Origin of the sequence: Pseudomonas sp. PA1(2017) (assembly GCF_001945375.1) — a bacterium.
GTDB lineage: Bacteria > Pseudomonadota > Gammaproteobacteria > Pseudomonadales > Pseudomonadaceae > Aquipseudomonas.
Genome location: NZ_MSXU01000012.1, coordinates 134,510 through 156,948 on the forward strand (window position 1 = coordinate 134,510; position 22,439 = coordinate 156,948).

Here is a 22,439-nt window from a genome sequence, read left to right on the forward strand (position 1 = left end):
CACGACCTTAAAGGTATTCAGGGCTCGGCCTAGTCGTTCGGGGCTTTGCCTAATCAGATCTTGTCAGCGACCTTGCGCACCTTCTCCGGGGCAGCTTCGGTGTTGGAAAGCTGATTGGTGTAAGCACCGATGAACATCTGTACCGGGCTGAATTTACCTTTCTTGAGCCCATCCACGGCTCCCACGATGGCATCCTTGAACGTATTGGCATAGCCACTCAAACCACCTTTGAGTGCACCCAGGAAGCCATCCTCATCCTTGGAGTCGCCTACACCCTTAAGGGTGTTGCTGAGGATGGGAATGAACCACAACTTTTGTGCCGCAGAGCTCACGAATCCCTTGAAGCCGCTCTTGTTGGTGCCATCTTCATACACATAGGGATCTTTTGTCTTATCGAGGCGGTGATCGTCCTTCAGGGCACCGTAACCTTTTTCGGTGAAGTCTTTCCAATTGCCTGCGGGAGTACCATGGCGGGCGTCACCGTCCTTGGTAATCCCGTAAAGATCGCCTTTGCCGCTGACCTTCTCTCTGGAGTCACCGCCGGCAGTCTTCGACGTGTCGATCCAGTTCAGAACCTTGGCTGCATTGTAGGCCGCGTCGGCTCTTGCCTTGGGGTCCTTGTTGTTCTCGGTCCAGTCGCCCAGCTGCTTGTACGCCCCCTCGCGATTAATGTCCTTCTGATCGCCGAGATTTTTCAGAATGGGGTTGGCATTGATGATTTCCTCGGCACTTCGTGTATCACCGGCAGGTCGACCTGTGGCTGCCGTTGGCTTGCTCTTGATCTCCTTCTCCGTCTCTTTGATGGAGCCATCAGGGTTTTTGACCTGCACAGCCGCAACATCGCCGGTTTTTCCACTCGTGGCTGGTCTCTCGTTACCGGTAGTGGCGGTAGGCATCGACGCGGTGGGCTGCCCCGCGCCTAGCATTTGCGCAGAACCATTCTGCAACTTGGCCGTGACCTGCTCCGTGGCCTGTTGAACCAACAGTTTTGCAAGTGTTTTAGCCACTGTGCCTAGTACCTGTTCAAGAAGGCTTTGCTTGGAGCCACCGTGGTTGTTGTGACACCGCTGTTGGTCAAGACCGTTACGTGGCCCGGCGCTGGGGCTGCCAAACGACAGTGGTTTGTTGAGCGGACCAAAATTTACGCTGGCATTGCCCGTGTCTGGCTTGTTTTTACCTGGGGACTTCGCTGCTTCCTCTCGTGGAGGTAAGCCATTAGCTGCGTTACCTGGGTTGTTGAAAGTGGGTTGCTGTCTGTGTGACGGTGCCTTGATCATCATCGCTCTCCGCATTTTCTTTGCATGGGAACTGGTGGTTGGCCGAGTGGCTGCTCGACGAATGGGATCAAATAGTTGTGTGGCAAGCCCGGAGGATCGGTTCCTTGAACTGCCTTGGTCATCGTTAGCCAGATAGGCTGTCGACGTTGTGCAGGGCGAGAAGGGGATCGGCTTGAGCAAGCTGGTCACCGCCCGGTCACCTGGCTCTCCGAGCGTGGCCGGAGGCGTCAGGCAAGGGAACTGTTCGGTGCGGGCTTGCCACCTATTGGGCTCAGCCAGGGCTCAAGGCCCCAAACCGAAGGAGGTATCCATCCGGTGATTTCCAGTCTGGGTTCAGCCGCCAGAACCAATGCCGTCGCCCCGTCCGCGCCGGAGCAGGCGCGTGGCGCCGTCTCCGATCAACTGAAGGTCGCGTCGCACATTGCTGGGAAGCACGACACCGTGTTTTCCAGTGATGTGCTCGACCAACGCTCGGCGTCGCTGACGCCGTTACAACGCCAGTGGCTCGATCGGGCGCGTGCCGCCTTGGTCGGCGATTCCGGGGTTGCGGTGATCAAGGCCGAGGCCAACGAGCACGGTGGGCGTTTCGAATTCGCGCAGATCCTCCATGGTGCCCAGCATGTCGCGTTCCAGCGCGATCAGGCGGGGCGCGGCAGCGAGCTGGCCGTGCTCGACGCGCAGGGTGCTCCGCTGGTGCGACTGACCGATCTCCTGGCGCATGCCGGGCAAGCCCACGCGACATCGCTGACCTCCGCGCAGACGCCTCCCGAGGCGCAGCGGCGTACTTCTCTGGCCCAGGCGCGCGTCGAGCAGAGCGTCGTCGCCGCGCAATCGTCGACCGTTCTGAAGCGTACCGCCGAGGCTGCCGCGATCACGGACGATGAGCCTGCCCGGCGTGGGTTCACCCCTGTGCGGCTCAAGGTCCAAACGCAGCAGCAAGCCCTGGGTTTGCCGGGTGGCGTGGGGCCGATGGAGGTTCGGCTGGCGAAAAGAACGCGCGAGTTGCATGGCGAGAATGGCGCGCCGAAGAGCGATGCCATCGTCGCCAACCAGGCTCCCGACGGCAGTTGGATCCGTAACGGTGACGTCACGGACAAACTGGACGGCTCGTTCATCTTCGTCAGGTTGCTCGACGGTACCCGGCGCGTCGGCAACGCGGGCAATGGCCAGAATGCGCATTTCCAATTGGCCGGTAGGGCCGAGGAAGTCATGTACGCGGGGCGCGTCGAATTTACCGCGGGCCGGGTCAGCCACTACGACAACCAGTCAGGAACCTACGTGCCACCCGGCGAGCTTTGCGCCCAGGCCGGTTTTGAGGATGCGCGCTTCGAGGATGAGGCGCTGAAGAAAACCTGAAGGCGCGCGGTGAGCGAGTGGTCGAGAGCCTGATGGCACGCGAAAACACGCCCAGGCACTCGCTTGCACTCAATTCTCCCGTTCCCGTTGGCCCCCGACATTCTCGCCCATCTCGATGTCCACTGGCGCAGGGCGTTCGCGACGTGCGTTGACCTGGCGTGCCACCTGTTCGCCCAGGCTGGCGAGCCCGCTCAGGGTTTTGCTTACCAGCGCCTCGGTCGCCACTACCCCGGCCTGTGGCAGCGCTTGCTGCAGGCCTCGCAGGCGGTGATAGCCATTCTCCACCGTCCGGGCGTTGGTCGCGGGGCGAGTGCCGTGGGGCAGATGCTCGCGATCAGGGTGGCGAATGTTCTCGACGGCGCTGGCAAGCCGCGAGCTGTCATCGAGCCTGGCTTCATCGCGTGACTGCTTGTTGGCATAGAAGGGCGCCAGAAAGCCGACCGCCTGGATACCTGTCATCAGTACCGAACCGGCCTTGGCTGCCGTCGTGTCGACGCCGACCCGGCTGATCGCCTTGCCCATGCCGTTGAAGAACATCATCGCTGCCGATGCGCTATAGACCTTGCTGGTATAGGCTTCGCGGCTGCTGGGCAGACGAGGATCCGCGCTGCTCAGGCCCTTGTTCCACACCGATGCCAACCGTGCGTCGAGGTTCGCCTCGGGAGGGCGTTCGGGCACATGGGTGGGCAGGCTGCGACCGTCGTGATCGAAGTGCTTGTTTTGCTGGCCCAAGGCCTGCAGTCCGGACATCGCCGCGCCGCCCATGAACGAGGATGCCATGCCCGCCTCCACGCCGGCGGCGGGCAGGGTCGTGGTCAGCTCCAGCAGCCGGCGTACTACCTGGGCACCGCCTTGGGTGGCGAAGGTGATGCCGTCACCCATGAGCGTGCCGTTGTAATAATCCTGCTGCGCGTTGATGAAGCCTTTTCGCGCCTGCTCCAGCGGCTGGGACGCGGCCTGCAGCTCGGCATCGTTGAACTCGCGATAGCGCCCGCCCTCGGTGGTGGCGCGGCGTGGGCCGGGAATCACTTCCCGTGGGTCGACCTTGCGCAATTCGTGGGCGCCGACGCTGGCGAGCATTTCCCGGGCTGCCGGCTTGATGAAATTGTCCAGTGTTTCGTGCACCGCACCCACGGCGGCGCCGCTCGCGGCGGACTGCCTGGCAAGGTCGAACAACGACAGGCGTGGGTCGACATAGGCCCTGGCCAGTACGAATTGCAGGCACGAGGCCAAACCTTGTGGAATGGCCGCGGCGATGAATACCCGGGCGCTGGTGAACAGGCCGCGATTGTGCTCGTCGAGCGTTTGCAGGTGCTGTTCCAGATCCATGCGGTAGAGGCTGTCCTGCAGGGCACTGTCGTGCACGGAAGCGAACGCATCCTTAAAGTGCGCCTGCACCTGCCGCCATTGTTCGACCTGCGCCGTGGCGTGCGCGGTTTGCGTGTCACGCTCGGCCTTGTCCGGCATCTTGCGGGCGCGGCGCAGATCCCGTTCAGCGGCTTGCAGACTGGCGTCGGCCAATGCCTGGCAGGTCGCCAGGATGCGTTCCTTGATGTCCGCCGACCAGCGCTGGGCCAGGGCCTGGAAGGCTTCACGGCCCGCGATCACCTGACGGCGCTCCTCGGCGTTGAGCGAGCAATGCTCCAGTACTTCGTTGTACAGCGCGGCCTGCCCATCCAGATGCCTGGCGATGCGTGGGAGCGCGATGTCCAGAAGCGCCTGCAAGCCTTCGCCGCATACCGCCTGACCGGCGGGCATGGGCTGGCTGTAGTGCCGATCGATTTCGCCGAGCAGTTGCTCCACGCTGTCTCCATAGGGAATGCCGGTGTTGAGTTGGCCCGGCTGGTCGGCATGCAGCAACGTGCTCATGCGTTCGAAATCGAGCTGTGGATCGAGCAGCAGTACACGGCCTTCCAGAATCATGCGCTGGCGGTTCAACTGCAGCGGATCCTGGGCAATCCGCTGTGAGTCTCGAGCCTGGGGCGTGATCGGCCGGGAGAAATTCAGCGGCCGCTGGCCCTGGACCAACCGGGCAAACTCGGCGCGCAGCGACCGCAACTCGGGGTGCAGGGCCTCGAACAACTGGGCCTGGCTACGGGGTGGCGGTTGTTGAGCTTGCAGCCGTTGTTGGGTGGTAAGAGGCGGCTGGTTCGAGGGCTGAGCTCGCGCAGGGCGTGCGTCGGGGCGCTGGAGCTGCTCCCGTGTCGTGGCGCTGGGCGCTGTGGTTTGCGGGCCGGTGCTGGAACGGATGATTTCCATCACTGCGGCCTCAGTAGCTACGCAGCGCAGAGCGCGTCAAACCCGCCATGGGGCGCTCGCTGGGCGGCGGCTCCGGGGGGGCCTCCAGAAAGCAGTCACGACGCCATGCCCTGGCCAGGTCGGCCAGCTCCGCGAGCAACTCCACCAGTCGTTCCGCATGCAGCCCCGGCAGGGTCAGGTTGACTCCAAGGGTGACGCGCCGGCTTTGCGGGTTGAGCGTGAAAACCGGCCCGGCGTGGCCGTCGAACAGATGGAAGTTCATCTCCAGCAGCCGCTGGGCCGCCGTTGCCGTTGCCAGGTCCCCGGCAGGCAGGTTCCCCAGGTCGCCGTGCAGCAGTATCCGGCCGCCACTGGCGGTGTCCTGATGCAACAGGGTGAAATCGATACCGTTGAACTCTACGGCGGTGTGTTCGTAAAGGCTGTGAGGGTTGCTCAGTCGCGTCAGGCTGCAAAAGCTGTCGATCAGGGAACGATAGGCGGGCGTACTCATAAGCACCTTCAAGTCAGGGTGAAGATGCGCCATGGGTGGGGCAATGGAGTCGGCTGGTTCCTTGGATTTTTTGGAAAAATTCAATTAAATCAATTGTTAAGGATTTATTTAAGGTCTGTGAATGTTTGATGAACTCATCGCCTGGCCGCCTCTGGGGGCGTACCGATACGGAAGCGATCAGCCTGTCAGGAGCGCTGTCGGAGAATCGCCGGGCACTCGGTTGTCTTCCTGTTGACCAATACCTAACCTCGCCCATTCATGCCTGCCATCTCCAGGCGCTGGCAGGCAACATCCAATCCGGAGGATCAATATGGCTAACGAGCAAATCGTCATCACCACGCCAGACGGCCAATGCCCGGCCCACGTGTTCACCCCCGCTGACGGGCAGGGCGGCCCGGCGGTCATCTTCTACATGGATGCCGGCGGCATTCGCCCTGCCGTGCTGGCCATGGCCCAGCGGCTCGCCGATGCCGGCTATGTGGTGCTGTTGCCGGATACCTACTATCGCTACGGCGCTTACGGGCCCTTCGATCCCAAGGAAGTGTTCAAGGGTGATTTCCGCGCCATTCTCGGCCCGCTGATGGCCACCACCGGCAATGCCAAGGCTGCGGCGGATATCGATGCCTACATTGCCTACCTAGACGGTCGCAGCGACGTGCAGGGGCAGCGCATCGGCGCGGTGGGTTTCTGCATGGGTGGCGGCATGGCCATCGCCTGCGCGGGTGCGCGACCGGAGCGCTTTGCGGCCGTTGCCAGCTTTCACGGCGGCAACCTGGCCACCGACGCTGCCGACAGCCCACATCTCGCGGCGTCTGCACTGCAGGCCGAGGTCTATATCGCCGCCGCCGAGAACGATGGCAGCTACCCACCGGAAATGGCCGAACGCTTCGAACAGGCGCTGCGTGACGGCGGCGTGACCTTCAGCGCGGAAACCTACCCGGCCAAGCACGGCTGGATGAAGCCGGACTTCCCGGTTTATGACGAGCAAGCGGCCGAGCATGGCTGGAAGCAGATGCTGGCGTTCTTTGGCCGTGCCCTGAAGCGGGGCTAAATCGCAGGCATTAAAAAGCCGGCTTGTGGCCGGCTTTCGTAAGGCAGGTTGTGCTTACTTTTGATAAGCAGCAGCCGCCTTGGTGATCTCGGCGCGGGCCGCGTCGGCGTTGCCCCAGCCTTCGACCTTGACCCACTTGCCCTTCTCGAGATCCTTGTAATTCTCGAAGAAATGCTTGATCTGCTCGATCAGCAGCGGGGGCAGGTCGGTGTATTCCTGAACGTCTTTGTAAATGGTAGTCAGCTTGTCGTGCGGTACGGCGATCAGCTTGGCGTCGCCACCGGCTTCGTCGGTCATGTGCAGCACACCGACCGGGCGGGCGCGGATTACCGAGCCTGGGGCGACCGGGTACGGGGTCACGACCAGCACGTCGAGGGGGTCACCGTCGTCGGCCAGGGTGTGCGGGATGAAGCCGTAGTTGGCCGGGTAGAACATGGGGGTGGCCATGAAACGGTCGACGAACAGGCAGTCGGTGTCGTGATCGATTTCGTATTTGATCGGCGCGTGGTTGGCCGGGATTTCGATAGCGACGTAGATGTCGTTCGGCAGGTCTTTACCGGCCGGAACCTTGCTGTAGCTCATGGGTGACTCCCTGATGTGCGCCAAAAAAAGTGGCGCGATTATAGGTGGATTCCCGCGTCGTTGCCATTACAGCCAATGGTCGTATCGGCAGCCGCGGGCGTGGGTTCCTGATAGTCCGGGTGTTCGACCTGCAGGCGGCGCAAACGTGCCAATGGGTCTTGCCGGTAGAACAGGCGCAATTGTTCGTAGACCGCGGGAAAGGCCTCATCGAGCAGATCCGGCGCGTTGAAGAAGTATTCGCTGCTCACCGCGAAGAACTCGGCAGGGTTTTCCGCGGCGTAGGGGTCGATGACGGTTTGCGCGTCCTCGTCGGCATCCAGCTCGGCATTGAGGCTGTCGAAGGCCTCCTGCATGGCGCTGGCCCACTGCTTCACATCCATATTGCTGTGCAGCGGCGGCAGGCCGTTGGCATCGCCGCCGAGCATGTCCAGCTTGTGGGCCAGCTCGTGGATCACCAGGTTGTAGCCTTCCCAGCCGCCACTGGCCTGCACGCCCGGCCAGGCGAGAATCACCGGGCCCTGCTGCCAGGCTTCGCCGCTGTGCTCGCCGTCCCATTCGTGTTCGATGCCACCGGAGTCGCGATGGCGCTGCGGGCTGACGAAGTCGTCCGGGTAGAGGATCACCTCGTGGAAGCCCTGGTACCAGTTCAGGTCGGCCAGGCCCAGCAGTGGCAATTCGGCGAGCGCCGCCAGGGCCAGGCGGTCCTCGACGTCCAGCTCAAGGCCGGGCAGGGTGCTCAGGTGCTTGGCGTGCAGAAACAGTACGGAGCGCTCGCGCAGCAGCTGCTCTTCTTCTGCACTGAGGCCATCGAGAATCGGCAGGCGCTGGCGCACCGTGGCCCAGCTGCTGGAGCTGACGGGGTGGCGGGAGAGGATGCGACGACGGCGCCAGGCGCTAAACGACCACATGGAAACGACTCGGTGGGAGAGTGGCCGTCACCATAACAGGCCCCCCGCCGACCGCAAGCAGCGGGCGTTACTCGCTGTTGATGGGCAATACGTAGTTCTTGAACTGCTCGTCCTCGACGAAGCCGATCGACTCGTAGACCTTCTGCGCCACCTCGTTATCGCGGCTGGTGGCCACGCGCATGCGCACGGCCTGGGTCTGCTTGGCCATCTTCTTGGCGGTCTGCAGCAGGCGATCGGCGACCAGTTGGCGGCGCGCATCTTCGGCCACGAAGATGTCGTTGAGGATCCACACGCGCTTGAGCGACAGCGACGAATAGCTCGGGTACAGCTGGCAGAAGCCCAAGAGCTTGTCATCGTCGTCGGCCAGGGCCAGGTAGATCACCGATTCGTCGCGCTTGAGGCGGGTTTCCAGAAACTTGCGCGAGGAGTCGGGGAACGGCCTTTCGCCATAGAACTCGCGGTAGCGAACGAACAACGGGGTGAGTAGATCCAAGTGCTCCAGGGTGGCTTGCACGATGCGCATGGGCGAGGGCCTCGTTTGGCTGTCGGGTGGAGACGGCAGGCGTTTCGATTAAAGTGCAGTTTTCGCCCTAAAGCCAGCGAGACAGAGCCTTTAGCCTGCGGTGGGGTGCCATTCGCAGCGCTGGTTTCGCCCTACCGGGCAGGCACGGCGAAAGGCGCCGCTGTGCTAATCTGCGGCCATGTTTTCACGCGGCTCGCCGCCCCCAGGCGCGCCTGTTCTCGAGGTTTTCATGCATATCCACATTCTCGGCATCTGCGGCACCTTCATGGGCTCGCTCGCGGTGCTGGCCAAGGAGCTGGGCCATCGCGTCACCGGCTCGGACGCCAACGTCTACCCGCCGATGAGCACCCAGCTCGAAGCCCAGGGCATCGAGCTGATGCAGGGCTATGACCCGGCGCACCTGCAGCCGGCGCCCGACCTGGTGGTGGTCGGTAATGCCATGAGCCGCGGCAACCCGGCGGTGGAGTACGTGCTCAACAAGGGCCTGCCCTATGTGTCTGGCCCGCAGTGGCTGGCCGATCACGTGCTGCAGGGCCGCTGGGTGATGGCGGTGGCCGGCACCCACGGCAAGACCAGCAGCTCGAGCATGCTGGCCTGGGTGCTGGAGCACGCCGGCATGGCGCCGGGCTTCCTGATCGGCGGCGTGCCACAGAACTTCGGGATTTCCGCACGCCTGGGCGACACGCCGTTCTTCGTGGTCGAGGCCGACGAGTACGACAGTGCCTTCTTCGACAAGCGCAGCAAATTCGTGCACTACCGCCCGCGCACCGCGATCCTCAACAACCTGGAATTCGATCACGCGGACATCTTCCCGGACCTGGCCGCCATCGAACGGCAGTTCCATCACCTGGTGCGCATCATCCCCAGCGAAGGCCTGGTCATTCATCCGGCCAGCGAAACCGCTCTGGCGCGGGCAATCCAGATGGGCTGCTGGACGCCCGTACAGACCACCGGTGAAGGCGGGCAATGGCAGGCGCGCCTGCTCAGCGCCTATGGCTCGCGCTTCGAGGTGAGCTTCGACGGCAAGGTCGAAGGCGTGGTGGACTGGCAACTGACCGGCCAGCACAACGTCGCCAACGCCCTGGCCGTGCTGGCGGCAGCGCGCCATGTCGGCGTGGTACCGGCGCTGGGTATCGAGGCGCTGGGCAAATTCATCAATGCCAAGCGTCGTATGGAAAAGGTCGCCGAGGTGAATGGCGTGACCGTTTATGACGACTTCGCCCACCACCCGACCGCCATCGCCACCACTCTCGATGGCCTGCGCAAGCGGGTCGGCGATGAACAGGTCATCGCGATCATCGAGCCGCGTTCCAACTCCATGAAGCTGGGTGCCCACCGCGACGGTCTGGCCGAATCGGCGGTGCAGGCCGATGCGGTGTTCTGGTACGCGCCGCCGAACCTGGGCTGGGACCTGGCGGCCACCGTTGCCGGCGCCACCAACCCCACCCAGGTGTGCGATTCCCTGGAGGCCATCATCGATGGCGTGAAGGCGCGGGTGCGCCCCGGCACCCAGGTGGTGATCATGAGCAACGGTGGTTTTGGCGGCTTGCATGGCAAGCTGGCTATCGCGTTGGCAAGTGGTAAGGCCTCGTCGGATCAAGAGCAGTCGGAGAGTATGAGTAGTGACAATGTGATTCCTGGCCCATGGGGGACTGGAGGTTAAATGAACGGTCCCGAGAGAATCACCCTTGCCATGACCGGCGCCTCGGGCGCCCAGTACGGCCTGCGCCTGCTCGATTGCCTGGTGCGCGAGGATCGGGAAGTGCACTTCCTGATCTCCAAGGCCGCGCAACTGGTGATGGCCACCGAGACGGACGTCAGCCTGCCGGCCAAGCCCCAGGCCATGCAGGCATTTCTCACAGAATACACCGGCGCCACCGACGGGCAGATCCGCGTCTACGGCAAGGAAGACTGGATGGCGCCGGTGGCCTCCGGCTCGGGAGCGCCGTCGGCCATGGTGGTGGTGCCGTGCAGCACCGGCACCCTGTCGGCCATCGCCACCGGTGCCTGCAACAACCTGATCGAACGCGCCGCGGACGTGGCTCTCAAGGAGCGCCGCCAGCTCATCCTGGTGCCGCGCGAGGCGCCGTATTCGAGCATCCACCTGGAGAACATGCTCAAGCTCTCCAACCTGGGCGCGACCATCCTGCCGGCCTCGCCCGGCTTCTACCACCAGCCGCAGACCCTGGATGACCTGATCGACTTCGTCGTCGCACGCATCCTCAACTGCCTGAACATCCCCCAGGACATGCTGCCGCGCTGGGGCGAACATCACCTCAACAGCGGCGATGACTAGATCCGCCGGCTGGCTCCTGCTGCTCGCCTGCCTGCAACTCGGCGGCTGCGCCACCGCACGTACCCTGGACGCCAACCAGCCCGGCGCACCCGTAGTGTACGCCGGCACGCGGCTGGACTGGTACGCGCTGCAAGGCGGTTGCTGCCCGGTCGAGCGCTTTGGTGCCGAGGCGCCGCGCTACGCCGGCGTCGACCTGCCAGCCAGCGCCTTGCTCGATACCCTGTTGTTGCCGCTGTCGCTGGCCAATGCGCTGGGCATCGGCTTGCAGGTCAGGGGCGGCGGCTGAGGCAAGAGAGCCCGTTCACGATCTTTCGGCTCGATTTCATCGCCTTGGCTGCAAAGTGGCGGGAGTGGCCGTTACCCGATCCACTGTGGGAGTCGCGACCTCGCGACGATTCGCTCAGGCACCGCCGATAGGCAGTCAGGCTACGATCGTTTCGCCCCGAGGTCGGGGCTCCCACAGGTTGGTTTGGGTGGCTGCTTATGCCTTTAAACCGCCTCTTTTGCGTCGCCCGAATGAATCAGATCGGCGTCAGCAATTGCTCACCGCGAAAATGCCGGCCGATGTTGTCGAGAAACTGTGAAAGCGACTGTTCCAGCGCCTGGGGCGAGTTGCCACCGACGTGCGGGGTGATGGTCAGGTTATCGAGGTCGAGCAACTCGGTAGGCGGCAGTGGTTCGCTCTCGTACACATCCAGTGCCGCGGCGCGGATGCGTTTTTCGCGCAGTGCGGTGCCCAGCGCGGCGGTGTCCACCACGCTGCCGCGTGCCACGTTGACCAGATAACCCTGGGGCCCCAGCGCATCGAGCGCTTCGGCGCCGATCAGGTGATGGGTCGTGGCGCCGCCGGGAATGGCGATCACCAGGCAATCGCACCACTGGGCCAGCTCCAGCACGCTGGCGAAATAACGGTGGGGGCTGTCCGCTTTAGGTGAGCGATTGTGATAGCCCACCGGCATGTCGAAGGCTGCCGCGCGGCGGGCCAACTGCTCGCCGATGGCGCCAAGGCCGAGGATGCCCAGGCGTTTGCCGTTGACGCCGTCGGTCATCGGCAGGGCATCGCGCCAGATGCCGGCGCGGCAGGCGTTGTCCAGCCGGCGTACGTCGCGAATCACCGCCAGCAGCAGGGCCATGGCGTGATCGGCGACGCAGCTGGCGTTGCTACCCGCACCGTTGCTCAGGGCGATGCCGCGGGCGCGGGCGGCGTCGAGGTCGACCTTTTCGTAGCCCACGCCGAGTGTGCCGACGAAGCCGAGCTGGGGCAGGCGGGTGATCTCCTCGCCGGTCAGGCCGATGGTGCCGATGGTCAGCACCGCCTGCACGCTGTCGCCGTGCTCGGCGATGGCCGCCTTGCGGGCTTCTGCGCCGGGCGCGTGGGTTACCCGGTAGTGCTCGGCTATGCGTGCCAGGCTGCTTTCGCTTAGCGGGTTGAGAATCAGCAGGTGCGGCTTCATAGATGCTCCATGGCAGGTGGGCGGCTGATGGCGGTCACTCGATGATACGCAGGGTGCTGCGCCCGCGGCTGATATCGGCAAGCAGGCGTTGCAAGGCGTCGATCTGGAGGGGCGGGACGGCAAGGTGCAACTCAGCGCCCTCGGCGTCGAAGTGCTCCTGTTCCAGCGCGGCGTCGAACTCGGCCAGGCGCGACTTGAACAGGGCCAACTCGGCGAAACCGCAATGGCAGGCGCAGGCGGTGCGCGGCACCTGTTCCTGGCGCTCGGCGTTCTGCAGGCATTTGTTGGCGCTGCCGCCATAGGCGCGGGCCAGGCCGCCGGTGCCGAGCTGGATGCCGCCGTACCAGCGCGTCACCACCACGGCCACGCCGTCGAAACCCTGCCCCTCGATGGCGGCGAGAATCGGTCGGCCGGCGGTGCCGCCGGGCTCGCCGTCGTCGCTGAAACGGTACTGCTGGCCAATCTTCCAGGCCCAGCAGTTGTGCGAGGCGCTCGGGTCGCTGACCTGCTCGATGAACGCCTGGGCATCCGCCGCGCTGCTGACGGCGCGGGCCTGGGCGAGAAAGCGGCTCTTGCGGATTTCCTCGCGGTAGTCGCAAGGCGCGAGTAGCAGGTAAGGCATCAGAGGCTCGGCTTCAGCCCGCAACCCTTGAGGATGATGCGCACCATGTTGTCCGCCGCGGCCTGGTAATCGGGTTTGGTCAGGCGCGAGCGGCCGGTGACCCGGCAGATTTCCGAGGCGAAGTCGGCGTGGTACTGGGTGCTGCTCCAGATCAGCAGGATCAGGTTCATGGGGTCGACCGGATCCATCTTGCCGGCGGCGATCCACTGCTCGAAGATCGCCGCGCGCTCGCGAAACCAGGTCTGGTGATCCTTGCCGAAATGCTGGGACAGGAAGGCGCCGCCGCTGATCACTTCCATGGCGAAGATGCGCGACGCCTTGGGGTAGCGGCGCGAGTATTCCATCTTGGCGCGTATGTAGCGCTCCAGCGCCTCGGCCGGGTCGTCGTCGACGCCGAGGCTGTCGAAGGCGCTGTCCCACAGGGCGAGGATGTTGCTCAGCACGGCCAGGTACAGGCCCTGCTTGCTGCTGAAGTAATAGTGCAGGTTGGCCTTGGGCAGGCCCACCGCCTGGGCGATGGTGTTCATGCTGGTGCCCTTGAAGCCGTGCCGGGCGAACTCTTCCTCGGCGGCCGTGATGATCGCTTCTTCGTTCTTCTGCCGGATACGGCCGGTCGGTTTGCCGGATGTGGCGGCGGGGGCGAGGGCGTCAAGGGACATCGAGGGCTTCCGTGGTGATCGAGGAATTCAGCGAATGCAGAAATACTCCACCACAGCGGGCGTGACAAGCGCCGGGGGAGCCCGGTGCATGTCCGCCGGCCCCCTGAAGATCAACTGAACGCCTGGACGATACGCTCGCGCAGTTGGGTATCCGGCAGGCGGCCCTGGCCGGCGCGCAGGTTGTCGACCACGTAGCGCGGGTTGGAGGTGGCTGGAATTACCGCCGTTACGGCTTCGTCGGCGAGGATGAACTTGAGCAGCAGCTGCGCCCAGGATGTGGCGTCGATCTCGTTGGCCCACTCCGGCAACGACTTGCCCTTGACCCGACCGAGCAGCTGGGCGCGCTGGAACGGCCGGTTGATCAGCGTGGCGATGCCATTGTCGCGGCAGTAGGGCAGCAGGCGTTTCTCGGCATTGCGCTCGCCCACCGAATAGTTGAGTTGCACGAAATCCACCTTTTCCTTGGCGAGCACGGCCAGCAGGTCGTCGTGGGCCGACTCGATGTAATGGGTGATGCCGATGTAGCGCACCTTGCCCTGTTCGCGCAGCTCGCGGGCCAGGGCCAGCTGGGTGGTGGTGTCCTGCAGGTTATGCACTTGCAGCAGGTCCATCTTGTCGGCCTGCAGGGCCTTGAGGCTGGCCTCGAACTGCGCCAGGCCGCCCTCGCGTCCGGTGCTCGATAGCTTGGAGGCAAGAAACGCCTTGCCCTGGGTCTTGGTGCGTTTGAGCAGCTCGCCGGTCACCGCTTCGGCGCTGCCATAGCTCGGCGCGGTATCGATCAGCGTGCCGCCGCCATTGATGAAGGCGCGCACCACCTCGTCGAGCGGTTTCAGGCTGGCGTTGTCGAGGCCCACGTTGAAGGTCTGCGAGGTGCCCAGGCCAATCACCGGCAGGCTCTCGCCGCTGGACGGGATCTTGCGCTGCAGTACCGCGGCGGGGTTGGCGGCGAAGGCGAAACCGGGCAGCAGCTGGCTGCTGGCCGCAAGCGTCATCAGGGCAGCACTGCCCTGCAGGAAGTGGCGACGGCTGGGCATGGCGTGCTCCGTTATCGAGAGGGTAAACAGAAGAGACTAGCCGGCCACTCCTGCTGATCGATCGTATCGGTGTCATGACTTGTTACCTGGTGTGTCCTCCTCACGGCGCTCCGTTTGTCCGTCACCGGCAACGGCGCTCGCGCTGGCGCGGTCATCTATCAGGACAGCCAGCCGCGAGGATGCTCCATGAGTAGTACCGCGAAGAAGACCGACCCCAAACTGTGGGACAAAGTGAAGCAGCGTGTCACCAAGGGCGACAAGGGCGGCAAGCCCGGCCAGTGGTCGGCGCGCAAGGCGCAGCTCGCCGTGCAGCTCTATCAGCAGGAGGGCGGCGGCTACGAAGGCGGCAAGCGCCAGGACAACGGCCTGCACCAGTGGACCGAGCAGGACTGGGACACCAAATCCGGCAAGCCCTCTGGCGAAACCGGCGAACGCTACCTGCCCAAGAACGCCCGCGATGAGCTGAGCGCCAAGGACTACGCGCGCAGCACCCGCAAGAAATGCGCGGACAGCCGCGCCGGGCGCCAGCACTCCAAACAGCCGAAAGATGTCGCCGAGAAGGCCGCCAACCACCGAACACCAGCGCTGAGCGGGCTGACCAAGGCCGAGCTGATGAAGCGCGCCTCAAGCAAGAACATTCGTGGCCGCTCGCGGATGAAGAAGGATGAGCTGGTCAATGCGCTGGAAAAGGAGGGCAGCAAATGAGCGAGTTGAACGAGGCGCAGAAGAAGGCCATTCGCAGTGACTTCAAGGCCGCGGTGAACATGCCGCCAGCACGCCTGCGTCGCTGGTTGCAGGCCGCCGACAGCAAGCGTGTGGGCATGACCAAGGGCGGGCGCAAGGTCGAGTCCGTCGGCGATGGCAAGTCGGTCGGCCACCAGATGGGCGAGCGCATTCTGGAGATCAAGGGTAAACGCGTGGCCGAGCTGGAAACCGACGACTACCAGGCGATGCGCAAGGTGATCGGCTACGTGCACCGCCATCTCAAACAGCGCCCGGCTGGAGACCTGAAGGACAGCCGCTGGCGCCAGTCGCTGATGAACTGGGGCCACGACCCGCTCAAGGGCTGACGCGCCATTCGGGCCTGCGAGCGCGCGTCAGGCGCTGGCCGCCAATTCCTGTAGAAAACTCTCCAGCACCAGATGCGGCCGCCGGCCCTTGCGGGTCACCGAGGCCAGGCTGATGTCGTAGAAGCGCGAGTCGGCCTTCAGCGCACGCAGGCGGCCCTCCTTGATCCACGCCTCGGCGTAGTGGTCGGGCAGGTAGCCGATGTAGCGCCCGGTAAGGATCAGAAACGCCATGCCTTCGCGATCGGATGCGCTGGCCGTGCAGTTGAGCACGCCGTAGTGGTTCTGGATTTCCGGCGGCAGGCGGAAGGTCGGTGCGATGGCGTCCTGGGCGTTGAGGCGCTCGTCCGGCAACTCGCGATCGTCGACATAGAACAGTGGGTGGCCGACTGCGCAGTAGAGCAGCGAGCGTTCGTCGTACAGCGGCTGGTAGTCGAGGCCGGACAGGCCGCCGACCATCGGCACCACGCCGACATGCAGACGCCCGTCGAGCACCCCTTGCTCGACTTCGCTGGGCGGCGTCATGCGGATGTTCACTCGCACGTCCGGCCCCAGCGCCTTGAGGCGGGCGAGGGCGCCGGTGATGCGCATGTGCGGTACCGTCACCAGGTTGTCGGTCAGGCCGATGTTCAGCTCGCCGCGCAGGTGCTGGTGCAGGCCGTTGACTTCGGTGCGGAAGCTCTCCAGCGCCGCCAGCAATTGCTGGGTCGACTGATACACCTCGCGGCCTTCCTCGGTCAGCGCGAAGCCGGCGCGGCCACGTTGGCACAGGCGCAGGCCGAGGCGCTGTTCCAGGTCGCTCATCTGCTGGCTGATCGCCGAACGGCCGATGCCCAGTACGCTTTCCGCAGCGGAAAAGCCGCCGCACTCGACCACGCTGCGAAACAACTTGAGCAGGCGGATATCGAAGTCGCTGACTTGGGCGAGGAGCTCGGGGCGTCGGGCGCTTATTGTTTAGTCACCAGTGAACTGAGGATTCGAAGAGTCAGGTTTGAGTGACTTTATGCCTGTGGCACCTTGGCTGACAACTGACCTATGCAGTCTTAACTAAGTGGGAGCGGGCCATGCCCGCGAATAGCAGTTTCGAGCTCCCCATAACTGTTGCGACCACACTGGGCACATCATCCTCACGAGGCCACCGCCATGAACATGCCGCAGACCGCCACGCCGCCCTTGGCCAGCCAGCTCAAGCTCGATGCCCACTGGATGCCATTTTCCGCCAACCGCAGCTTCCAGCGCGACCCGCGGATCATCGTAGCCGGCGAAGGCGCCTGGCTGACCGACGATTCCGGTCGCAAGGTCTACGACAGCCTGTCCGGCTTGTGGACCTGTGGCGCTGGCCATTGCCGCCAGGAGATTCAGGAAGCGGTCGCCAAGCAGCTCGGTACCCTCGACTATTCGCCGGGCTTCCAGTACGCCCACCCGCTGTCGTTCAAGCTGGCCGAGCAGATGGCCGACCTGATGCCGGGCGAGCTCAACCATGTGTTCTTCACCGGTTCGGGCTCCGAGTGCGCAGACACCGCGGTGAAGATGGCCAAGGCCTACTGGCGCCTCAAGGGCCAGGCCAGCAAGACCAAGTTCATCGGCCGCGCCCGCGGTTACCACGGCGTCAACATCGCCGGCACCAGCCTCGGCGGCATCGCCGGCAACCGCAAGATGTACGGCCAGTTGATGGACGTCGACCACCTGCCGCACACCTTGCAGCCGGGCATGGCGTTCACCAGGGGCGCTGCCGAGACCGGCGGCGTCGAGCTGGCCAACGAGCTGCTCAAGCTGATCGAACTGCACGATGCCTCGAACATCGCCGCGGTGATCGTCGAGCCGATGTCCGGTTCGGCCGGCGTCATCGTGCCGCCGGCAGGCTACCTGCAGCGCCTGCGCGAGATCTGCACCCAGCACAACATCCTGCTGATCTTCGATGAAGTGATCACCGCCTTCGGGCGCATGGGCAAGTGGACCGGTGCCGAGTACTTCGGCGTGACGCCGGACATCCTCAACGTCGCCAAGCAGATCACCAACGGCGCCATCCCCTTGGGTGCGGTGATCGCCAGCCGCGAGATCTACCAGACCTTCATGAGCCAGCCGACGCCCGAGCACATGATCGAATTCACCCACGGCTACACCTACTCAGCCCATCCGGTGGCCTGCGCCGCCGGCCTGGCCTCGCTGGAGCTGCTCAAGCGCGAGAACCTGATCCAGCAGGCCGCGGAGCTGGCGCCCAAGTTCGAGAACGCCATCCATGGCCTCAAGGGCGCCAAGCACGTGGTCGACATCCGCAACTGCGGCCTGGCCGGCGCGATTCAGCTGGCGCCCCGTGACGGCGACCCGACCATCCGCCCGTACGAGGCCGGCATTGCCCTGTGGAAGGCCGGTTTCTACGTGCGTTTCGGCGGCGACGGCCTGCAGTTCGGGCCGATGTTCAACGCCAGGATCGAAGACCTCGACCGCGTGTTCAGCGCCGTTGGCGATGCGCTCAACAAACTGGATTGATCGAATACCCGTAGGAGCCCCGCCCCAGGGCGAATGGCATAGGCGACGCAGATGTTGCGTCAAGGCCGCCTTGCTCGCGCCGAGGGCGACGCTCCTACCCGCTCTCGGGCACCTCTAAAAACCCAGGCGATGGCAACGCAGGTCGTTTTTGAGGTGCCTTCAACGTTATCGAGGACTTTACATGAGCACCATCCAGCACCTGATTCACGGCCAACTCACCGACGGCCAGGGCGGCCGCAGCGCCGACGTGTTCAACCCGGCCACCGGCGAAGCGATTCGCCGCGTCGCCCTGGCCGACGTGGCCACCGTGCAGCAGGCCATCGACTCGGCCAAAGAGGCCCTTCCGGCCTGGCGCAACACGCCACCGGCCAAGCGCGCCCAGGTGATGTTCCGCTTCAAGCAGTTGCTCGAGCAGCACGAAGACGCCATCGCCAAGCTGATCGCCGAAGAACACGGCAAGACGCTGGAAGATGCTGCCGGTGAGCTCAAGCGCGGTATCGAGAACGTCGAGTACGCCTGTGCTGCACCGGAAATCCTCAAGGGTGAGTACACCCGCAACGTCGGCCCCAACATCGACGCCTGGAGCGACTTCCAGCCGGTGGGCGTGGTCGCCGGCATCACCCCGTTCAACTTCCCGGCCATGGTGCCGCTGTGGATGTACCCGCTGGCCATCGTCTGCGGCAACTGCTTCATCCTCAAGCCGTCCGAGCGCGACCCCAGCTCTACCCTGTACATCGCCCAGCTGCTCCATGAGGCCGGCTTGCCCAATGGCGTGCTCAACGTGGTACACGGCGACAAGACCGCCGTAGACGCGCTGATCCAGGCGCCGGAAGTCAAAGCCCTGAGCTTCGTCGGCTCCACGCCGATCGCCGAATACATCTACGCCGAAGGCACCAAGCGCGGTAAACGCGTGCAGGCCCTGGGTGGCGCCAAGAACCATGCGGTGCTGATGCCCGATGCCGACCTCGACAACGCCGTCAGCGCCCTGATGGGCGCCGCCTACGGCTCCTGCGGCGAGCGCTGCATGGCCATCTCGGTGGCCGTGTGCGTGGGCGACCAGATCGCCGATGCGCTGGTCGAGCGTATCGTCCCGCAGATCAAGGCCCTGAAGATCGGTGCCGGCACCCAGTGCGGCCTGGACATGGGGCCGCTGGTTACCGCCGCAGCGAAGGAAAAGGTCACCGGCTACATCGACGCTGGCGTTGCCGCTGGCGCCCAACTGGTGGTCGACGGCCGCGGCCTGAGCGTGTCCGGCAATGAAAGCGGCTTTTTCCTCGGCGGCAGCCTGTTCGACCGGGTGACCGCGGACATGAGCATCTACACCGACGAGATCTTCGGCCCGGTGCTGTGCATCGTGCGCGTGGACAGCCTGGAAACCGCCATGAAGCTGATCAACGACCACGAGTACGGCAACGGCACCTGCATCTTCACCCGCGACGGCGAAGCGGCGCGGCTGTTCTGCGACGAGATCGAAGTGGGCATGGTCGGCGTCAACGTGCCGCTGCCGGTGCCAGTGGCCTACCACAGCTTCGGCGGCTGGAAGCGCTCGCTGTTCGGTGACCTGCACGCCTACGGCCCTGACGGTGTGCGTTTCTACACCCGCCGCAAGTCGATCACCCAGCGCTGGCCGCAGCGCAAGACCCACGAGGCGGCGCAGTTTGCGTTTCCCAGCAATAGTTGAGGTGGGGTGAGGTAACAGAAGGCCGATCGGTTGATCGGCCTTTTTGTTGGTGGTGATAAATGCGTCGGCAATTCCTGGGTATCGCTACGCTCAACCGCAGGCTACACGCGACTCGTAGCCCGGCGTCGAGCGAAGCGACACCCGGGGGTGATTTTCAAAGCACCTACAACCTCTCACCGGTAAACATCTCATCGTCCCCGCTGCCCGCCCAATCTGCCGGCAGCAACCCTGCCGCCACATAACGATGAAACGACGACCACGGCCAATCAACCACCCGCTCGACATGCCCATGCTTGCGCGGGTTGTGGTGGATGTAATCGACATGCCGGGCGAAGTCCCCGTCGTCACGAATCCGGTGTTCCCAGAAACGCTGCTGCCATATGCCTCGCTCGCCCTTGCGCTGACGGCTGGCGGATATCCGTTCGCTGTTCGGCAGGGTTCTGGAAAAACCACTCTTGATAAGCCGCCAACGTAAGGCGAAATCCGCATCGCCAGGTGGCAGGGTACACAGGGCGTGCAGGTGATCGGGAAGGATGACGATAGCGTCGATGCGCCACGGACGAAGGCGCATCACATGCCGGAAGCTGCCACGCAGCAAATCAATATGCGCGGTCAGCAAGTCGCGGCGGCGATCTGCCAGATTGAGTGTGAAGAACTAGGTGGCGCCCGGGGTTTTGTCGCGGCGATACAGCACCATTGCCTGCAGTCTCTTGCAGAAGAAACACCGCTCAAATGTAGCCCGGGTTGAGCGAAGCGATACCCGGGGATCGGTGCCCTGGGTATCGCTCTGCTCAACCCAGGCTACGGTCTTTGGTTTACGGTTTCGCACAAATAGAACCTTGCCACCTGTCCAAAGCCGATAACTTCCAAACCTTCCTCACGCAATCGTACGGCCAATCGTGTGAAGTCACTGTCGCTGGAGATCAGGCAGAAGCCATCGAATCGCCGCGTATAAAGCAGATCCATAGCATCAATAATTAACGAGCTGTCGGTGGCGTTCTTTCCCTTGGTATAGGCGAACTGCTGGATCGGTTGGATGGAGTGATCGAGCAGCACCTTTTTCCAGCCGCCCAGGTTGGGCAGGGTCCAGTCGCCGTAGATGCGTTTGACGCTGGCAACGCCGTATTTGGCGATTTCTTCGAAGAGGCCTTTGACGATGGCGGCGGGGCGTTGTCGGCGTCGATCAGGACGGCGAGGTGCTTTTGGTGGGCGGCGTTCGCGTTCTTGCTGGCCATGGTTCTTCCTTGAAAGGCGATGGCCGACCTTACTGCGAAATACTGGCGGTGCGCCACCAGGTGTGGATGGCTTTTAGTCGCATGGGGAAGTTCGCTGCCAGTACAGAGCAGCTATTTGCGTCGAAACGCGCAACAAACCATTGCGCGTTAGGCCGTATTTCGAACCTATCCATCTCTCTATGATGGCTCGCACTTTCCCTTGCGAGGCCATGCCATGAACGCTTTACGTCTGTTGCGCCCTTTGCTGTTAGGCAGTGCCGTGCTGGCTGTGGCCGGTCAGGTGGTGGCGGCTGAGCCGTTGCAGTTGGAGGTTTACAACCCTGGTGCGAAGTCGATTTTCCCGGTGTCGGCGCAGATCGTGTCCGGGCCTACCGAGGCGGTGTTGATCGATGCGCAGTTCCAGCGTGACGATGCCCAGGCGCTGGTCGAGAAGGTGCGCGCTACCGGCAAGAAGCTGACCACCGTGTATATCAGCCACAGCGACCCGGATTATTACTTCGGGCTGGATGTGATTCACCGCGCCTTCCCGGACGCGAAGATCGTCGCCACTGCCGAGACGGTGGCCGCCATCGAGGCGAGCAAGGACGGCAAGCTGGCTCACTGGGGGCCGATCATGGAGGGTAATGCGCCGCAGGCACTGGTGGTGCCTGAAGCGCTGGAGACGCCGAAGCTGACCGTGGATGGTCAGGTGCTGGAAATTCGTGGGCCGGAGCCGGCGCGTACCTTCGTGTGGATTCCGTCGTTGAAGACCGTGGTCGGTGGCATCCCGGTGTCGGCCAATATCCATGTGTGGATGGCCGATACCCAGACCGTGCAATCGCGCCGCGACTGGCTGGCTACCCTGGCGGCCATCGACGCGCTGAAGCCGAGCCGCGTGGTGCCCGGCCATTACCTGCCCAACGGCGATGGCAGCCTGCCGGATTCGCCGCAGACAGTCGCCGCAACCCGCGAGTATCTGCAGGCGTTCGAGGAGGAGGCCGGCAAGGCCAAGGATTCGGCGCAACTGATCGCCGCCATGCGCAAGCGCTACCCGAACCTGGCCGATGAGTCGTCCCTCGAGCTGAGTGCCCAGGTGATCAAGGGCGAGGTGAAGTGGCCGCAATAAAGCGGCGAGAGGGATCGTGCTGGCATCGCTGGTGCCAGCACGATGTTGTTACCGGTTACAACGCGACTGGATCTTCTCTTATAACCACTGGAGCAGGAGATCGACCGCTCTGGCATAAGCCTCGGCAGGCAAAATGGGCGTTTTTCGCGAACGCTCGGAGGGCCTGTCCAAGGTTGTGCAGTGTTTCCCACGGTTGCACCAGCATGGACGACGCCTTGCCCGGCTACGGTGCGCAACAGGCGGCGGTTTGTGGTGAACGTGGCGCCTTTTCAATCGAAAGTGACGCATTGCCTCCAGACATGTGAGGTTACATCGGCGTCAACCGCGACTTTCGTCTAGAAGTTTCAAAC

The 22,439-nt window shown here is 63.8% G+C and carries 21 protein-coding genes and 2 pseudogenes; 10 read left to right on the forward strand and 13 right to left on the reverse strand.

Annotated elements, in window-relative coordinates:
• Positions 1 to 53: 53 nt before the first annotated feature.
• Positions 54 to 1,277 carry a hypothetical protein gene (locus BVH01_RS17940; RefSeq protein WP_139317872.1) on the reverse strand — a complete coding sequence of 408 codons (1,224 nt, stop codon included), beginning with the start codon at positions 1,275 to 1,277 and terminating at the stop codon, positions 54 to 56.
• 315 nt (positions 1,278 to 1,592) lie between these two features.
• On the opposite strand from BVH01_RS17940, the gene BVH01_RS17945 reads away from it, so the two are divergent.
• On the forward strand, positions 1,593 to 2,633 hold the full coding sequence (locus BVH01_RS17945) for a hypothetical protein (RefSeq protein WP_075931608.1): 1,041 nt from the start codon (positions 1,593 to 1,595) through the stop codon (positions 2,631 to 2,633).
• Positions 2,634 to 2,702: 69 nt separating this feature from the next.
• Here BVH01_RS17945 and BVH01_RS17950 read toward each other — a convergent pair whose 3' ends face one another.
• Both BVH01_RS17950 and BVH01_RS17955 read right to left on the reverse strand, forming a co-directional pair.
• Positions 2,703 to 4,892, reverse strand: a complete 2,190-nt coding sequence (locus BVH01_RS17950) for a hypothetical protein (protein WP_075931609.1) — start codon at positions 4,890 to 4,892, stop codon at positions 2,703 to 2,705.
• Positions 4,893 to 4,902: 10 nt separating this feature from the next.
• Positions 4,903 to 5,382 carry a CesT family type III secretion system chaperone gene (locus BVH01_RS17955; RefSeq protein WP_075931610.1) on the reverse strand — a complete coding sequence of 160 codons (480 nt, stop codon included), beginning with the start codon at positions 5,380 to 5,382 and terminating at the stop codon, positions 4,903 to 4,905.
• A gap of 310 nt (positions 5,383 to 5,692) precedes the next feature.
• On the opposite strand from BVH01_RS17955, the gene BVH01_RS17960 reads away from it, so the two are divergent.
• Positions 5,693 to 6,433 (forward strand): dienelactone hydrolase family protein, encoded by a 741-nt coding sequence (locus BVH01_RS17960; protein ID WP_075931611.1) that lies wholly within the window; start codon positions 5,693 to 5,695, stop codon positions 6,431 to 6,433.
• A gap of 54 nt (positions 6,434 to 6,487) precedes the next feature.
• On the opposite strand, the gene ppa is transcribed toward BVH01_RS17960, so the two are convergent.
• From ppa to BVH01_RS17975, 3 genes are all read right to left on the reverse strand, one after another.
• Positions 6,488 to 7,015, reverse strand: coding sequence for an inorganic diphosphatase (ppa, locus tag BVH01_RS17965; protein WP_070887203.1), 528 nt, complete (start codon positions 7,013 to 7,015; stop codon positions 6,488 to 6,490).
• Between the two features lie 38 nt (positions 7,016 to 7,053).
• The gene (locus tag BVH01_RS17970; protein ID WP_075931612.1) at positions 7,054 to 7,923 is read right to left on the reverse strand and encodes a zinc-dependent peptidase; all 870 of its coding nucleotides are present in this window, start codon (positions 7,921 to 7,923) and stop codon (positions 7,054 to 7,056) included.
• A gap of 67 nt (positions 7,924 to 7,990) precedes the next feature.
• The gene (locus tag BVH01_RS17975) at positions 7,991 to 8,446 is read right to left on the reverse strand and encodes a GNAT family N-acetyltransferase (protein ID WP_075931613.1); all 456 of its coding nucleotides are present in this window, start codon (positions 8,444 to 8,446) and stop codon (positions 7,991 to 7,993) included.
• Between the two features lie 229 nt (positions 8,447 to 8,675).
• On the opposite strand from BVH01_RS17975, the pseudogene mpl reads away from it, so the two are divergent.
• The 3 genes and pseudogenes from mpl to BVH01_RS17990 form a co-directional block, all read left to right on the forward strand.
• Positions 8,676 to 10,022, forward strand: a pseudogene (mpl, locus tag BVH01_RS17980) (UDP-N-acetylmuramate:L-alanyl-gamma-D-glutamyl-meso-diaminopimelate ligase); the annotation flags it as partial.
• Between the two features lie 87 nt (positions 10,023 to 10,109).
• Positions 10,110 to 10,742 (forward strand): flavin prenyltransferase UbiX, encoded by a 633-nt coding sequence (ubiX, locus tag BVH01_RS17985; RefSeq protein WP_075931614.1) that lies wholly within the window; start codon positions 10,110 to 10,112, stop codon positions 10,740 to 10,742.
• Positions 10,735 to 11,028 carry a YceK/YidQ family lipoprotein gene (locus tag BVH01_RS17990; protein ID WP_075931615.1) on the forward strand — a complete coding sequence of 98 codons (294 nt, stop codon included), beginning with the start codon at positions 10,735 to 10,737 and terminating at the stop codon, positions 11,026 to 11,028. The genes ubiX and BVH01_RS17990 overlap by 8 nt, the downstream gene beginning before the upstream one ends.
• Positions 11,029 to 11,263: 235 nt before the next feature.
• Here the strand turns inward: BVH01_RS17990 and BVH01_RS17995 are convergent, their stop codons facing one another.
• The 4 genes from BVH01_RS17995 to BVH01_RS18010 form a co-directional block, all read right to left on the reverse strand.
• The gene (locus tag BVH01_RS17995) at positions 11,264 to 12,196 is read right to left on the reverse strand and encodes a 2-hydroxyacid dehydrogenase (RefSeq protein WP_075931616.1); all 933 of its coding nucleotides are present in this window, start codon (positions 12,194 to 12,196) and stop codon (positions 11,264 to 11,266) included.
• A gap of 34 nt (positions 12,197 to 12,230) precedes the next feature.
• The gene (locus BVH01_RS18000; protein WP_075931617.1) at positions 12,231 to 12,818 is read right to left on the reverse strand and encodes a YigZ family protein; all 588 of its coding nucleotides are present in this window, start codon (positions 12,816 to 12,818) and stop codon (positions 12,231 to 12,233) included.
• The gene (locus tag BVH01_RS18005; RefSeq protein WP_075931618.1) at positions 12,818 to 13,477 is read right to left on the reverse strand and encodes a TetR/AcrR family transcriptional regulator; all 660 of its coding nucleotides are present in this window, start codon (positions 13,475 to 13,477) and stop codon (positions 12,818 to 12,820) included. Before BVH01_RS18005 ends, BVH01_RS18000 begins: the two co-directional genes overlap by 1 nt.
• 110 nt (positions 13,478 to 13,587) lie before the next feature.
• A complete protein-coding gene (locus BVH01_RS18010) occupies positions 13,588 to 14,511 on the reverse strand; it encodes an aldo/keto reductase (protein WP_075931619.1) in 924 nt (307 codons plus the stop codon).
• A gap of 186 nt (positions 14,512 to 14,697) precedes the next feature.
• Between BVH01_RS18010 and BVH01_RS18015 the strand changes: the two genes are divergently transcribed.
• Complete coding sequence (locus BVH01_RS18015; RefSeq protein ID WP_075931620.1) at positions 14,698 to 15,216, forward strand: Rho termination factor N-terminal domain-containing protein; 519 nt, start codon at positions 14,698 to 14,700, stop codon at positions 15,214 to 15,216.
• Positions 15,213 to 15,581: a DUF3140 domain-containing protein gene (locus BVH01_RS18020; RefSeq protein WP_075931621.1), complete on the forward strand. Its 369-nt coding sequence runs from the start codon at positions 15,213 to 15,215 to the stop codon at positions 15,579 to 15,581. Before BVH01_RS18015 ends, BVH01_RS18020 begins: the two co-directional genes overlap by 4 nt.
• Positions 15,582 to 15,608: 27 nt before the next feature.
• Here BVH01_RS18020 and BVH01_RS18025 read toward each other — a convergent pair whose 3' ends face one another.
• On the reverse strand, positions 15,609 to 16,529 hold the full coding sequence (locus tag BVH01_RS18025; RefSeq protein ID WP_075931622.1) for a LysR family transcriptional regulator: 921 nt from the start codon (positions 16,527 to 16,529) through the stop codon (positions 15,609 to 15,611).
• Between the two features lie 192 nt (positions 16,530 to 16,721).
• On the opposite strand from BVH01_RS18025, the gene BVH01_RS18030 reads away from it, so the two are divergent.
• Both BVH01_RS18030 and BVH01_RS18035 read left to right on the forward strand, forming a co-directional pair.
• Positions 16,722 to 18,068 carry an aspartate aminotransferase family protein gene (locus tag BVH01_RS18030; RefSeq protein ID WP_075931623.1) on the forward strand — a complete coding sequence of 449 codons (1,347 nt, stop codon included), beginning with the start codon at positions 16,722 to 16,724 and terminating at the stop codon, positions 18,066 to 18,068.
• Positions 18,069 to 18,249: 181 nt separating this feature from the next.
• Positions 18,250 to 19,749 (forward strand): CoA-acylating methylmalonate-semialdehyde dehydrogenase, encoded by a 1,500-nt coding sequence (locus BVH01_RS18035; protein WP_075931624.1) that lies wholly within the window; start codon positions 18,250 to 18,252, stop codon positions 19,747 to 19,749.
• 163 nt (positions 19,750 to 19,912) lie between these two features.
• On the opposite strand, the gene BVH01_RS18040 is transcribed toward BVH01_RS18035, so the two are convergent.
• Together BVH01_RS18040 and BVH01_RS18045 are read right to left on the reverse strand one after the other, a co-directional pair.
• Complete coding sequence (locus BVH01_RS18040; protein WP_256562804.1) at positions 19,913 to 20,389, reverse strand: transposase; 477 nt, start codon at positions 20,387 to 20,389, stop codon at positions 19,913 to 19,915.
• 206 nt (positions 20,390 to 20,595) lie between these two features.
• Positions 20,596 to 20,984 (reverse strand): annotated as a pseudogene (locus BVH01_RS18045) (NYN domain-containing protein); the annotation flags it as partial.
• A gap of 214 nt (positions 20,985 to 21,198) precedes the next feature.
• On the opposite strand from BVH01_RS18045, the gene BVH01_RS18050 reads away from it, so the two are divergent.
• Positions 21,199 to 22,089, forward strand: coding sequence for an MBL fold metallo-hydrolase (locus BVH01_RS18050; protein WP_075931625.1), 891 nt, complete (start codon positions 21,199 to 21,201; stop codon positions 22,087 to 22,089).
• Positions 22,090 to 22,439: the final 350 nt, after the last annotated feature.

Excerpts from the sequence above, each read along its gene's own strand:
- BVH01_RS17940 (WP_139317872.1), bottom strand. The coding sequence starts at position 1,277 with ATGATCAAGGCACCGTCACACAGACAGCAACCCACTTTCAACAACCCA.
- BVH01_RS17950 (WP_075931609.1), bottom strand. The coding sequence starts at position 4,892 with ATGGAAATCATCCGTTCCAGCACCGGCCCGCAAACCACAGCGCCCAGC.
- BVH01_RS17955 (WP_075931610.1), bottom strand. The coding sequence starts at position 5,382 with ATGAGTACGCCCGCCTATCGTTCCCTGATCGACAGCTTTTGCAGCCTG.
- BVH01_RS17960 (WP_075931611.1), top strand. The coding sequence starts at position 5,693 with ATGGCTAACGAGCAAATCGTCATCACCACGCCAGACGGCCAATGCCCG.
- ppa (WP_070887203.1), bottom strand. The coding sequence starts at position 7,015 with ATGAGCTACAGCAAGGTTCCGGCCGGTAAAGACCTGCCGAACGACATC.
- BVH01_RS17970 (WP_075931612.1), bottom strand. The coding sequence starts at position 7,923 with ATGTGGTCGTTTAGCGCCTGGCGCCGTCGTCGCATCCTCTCCCGCCAC.
- BVH01_RS17975 (WP_075931613.1), bottom strand. The coding sequence starts at position 8,446 with ATGCGCATCGTGCAAGCCACCCTGGAGCACTTGGATCTACTCACCCCG.
- ubiX (WP_075931614.1), top strand. The coding sequence starts at position 10,110 with ATGAACGGTCCCGAGAGAATCACCCTTGCCATGACCGGCGCCTCGGGC.
- BVH01_RS17990 (WP_075931615.1), top strand. The coding sequence starts at position 10,735 with ATGACTAGATCCGCCGGCTGGCTCCTGCTGCTCGCCTGCCTGCAACTC.
- BVH01_RS17995 (WP_075931616.1), bottom strand. The coding sequence starts at position 12,196 with ATGAAGCCGCACCTGCTGATTCTCAACCCGCTAAGCGAAAGCAGCCTG.
- BVH01_RS18000 (WP_075931617.1), bottom strand. The coding sequence starts at position 12,818 with ATGCCTTACCTGCTACTCGCGCCTTGCGACTACCGCGAGGAAATCCGC.
- BVH01_RS18005 (WP_075931618.1), bottom strand. The coding sequence starts at position 13,477 with ATGTCCCTTGACGCCCTCGCCCCCGCCGCCACATCCGGCAAACCGACC.
- BVH01_RS18010 (WP_075931619.1), bottom strand. The coding sequence starts at position 14,511 with ATGCCCAGCCGTCGCCACTTCCTGCAGGGCAGTGCTGCCCTGATGACG.
- BVH01_RS18015 (WP_075931620.1), top strand. The coding sequence starts at position 14,698 with ATGAGTAGTACCGCGAAGAAGACCGACCCCAAACTGTGGGACAAAGTG.
- BVH01_RS18020 (WP_075931621.1), top strand. The coding sequence starts at position 15,213 with ATGAGCGAGTTGAACGAGGCGCAGAAGAAGGCCATTCGCAGTGACTTC.
- BVH01_RS18030 (WP_075931623.1), top strand. The coding sequence starts at position 16,722 with ATGAACATGCCGCAGACCGCCACGCCGCCCTTGGCCAGCCAGCTCAAG.
- BVH01_RS18035 (WP_075931624.1), top strand. The coding sequence starts at position 18,250 with ATGAGCACCATCCAGCACCTGATTCACGGCCAACTCACCGACGGCCAG.
- BVH01_RS18050 (WP_075931625.1), top strand. The coding sequence starts at position 21,199 with ATGAACGCTTTACGTCTGTTGCGCCCTTTGCTGTTAGGCAGTGCCGTG.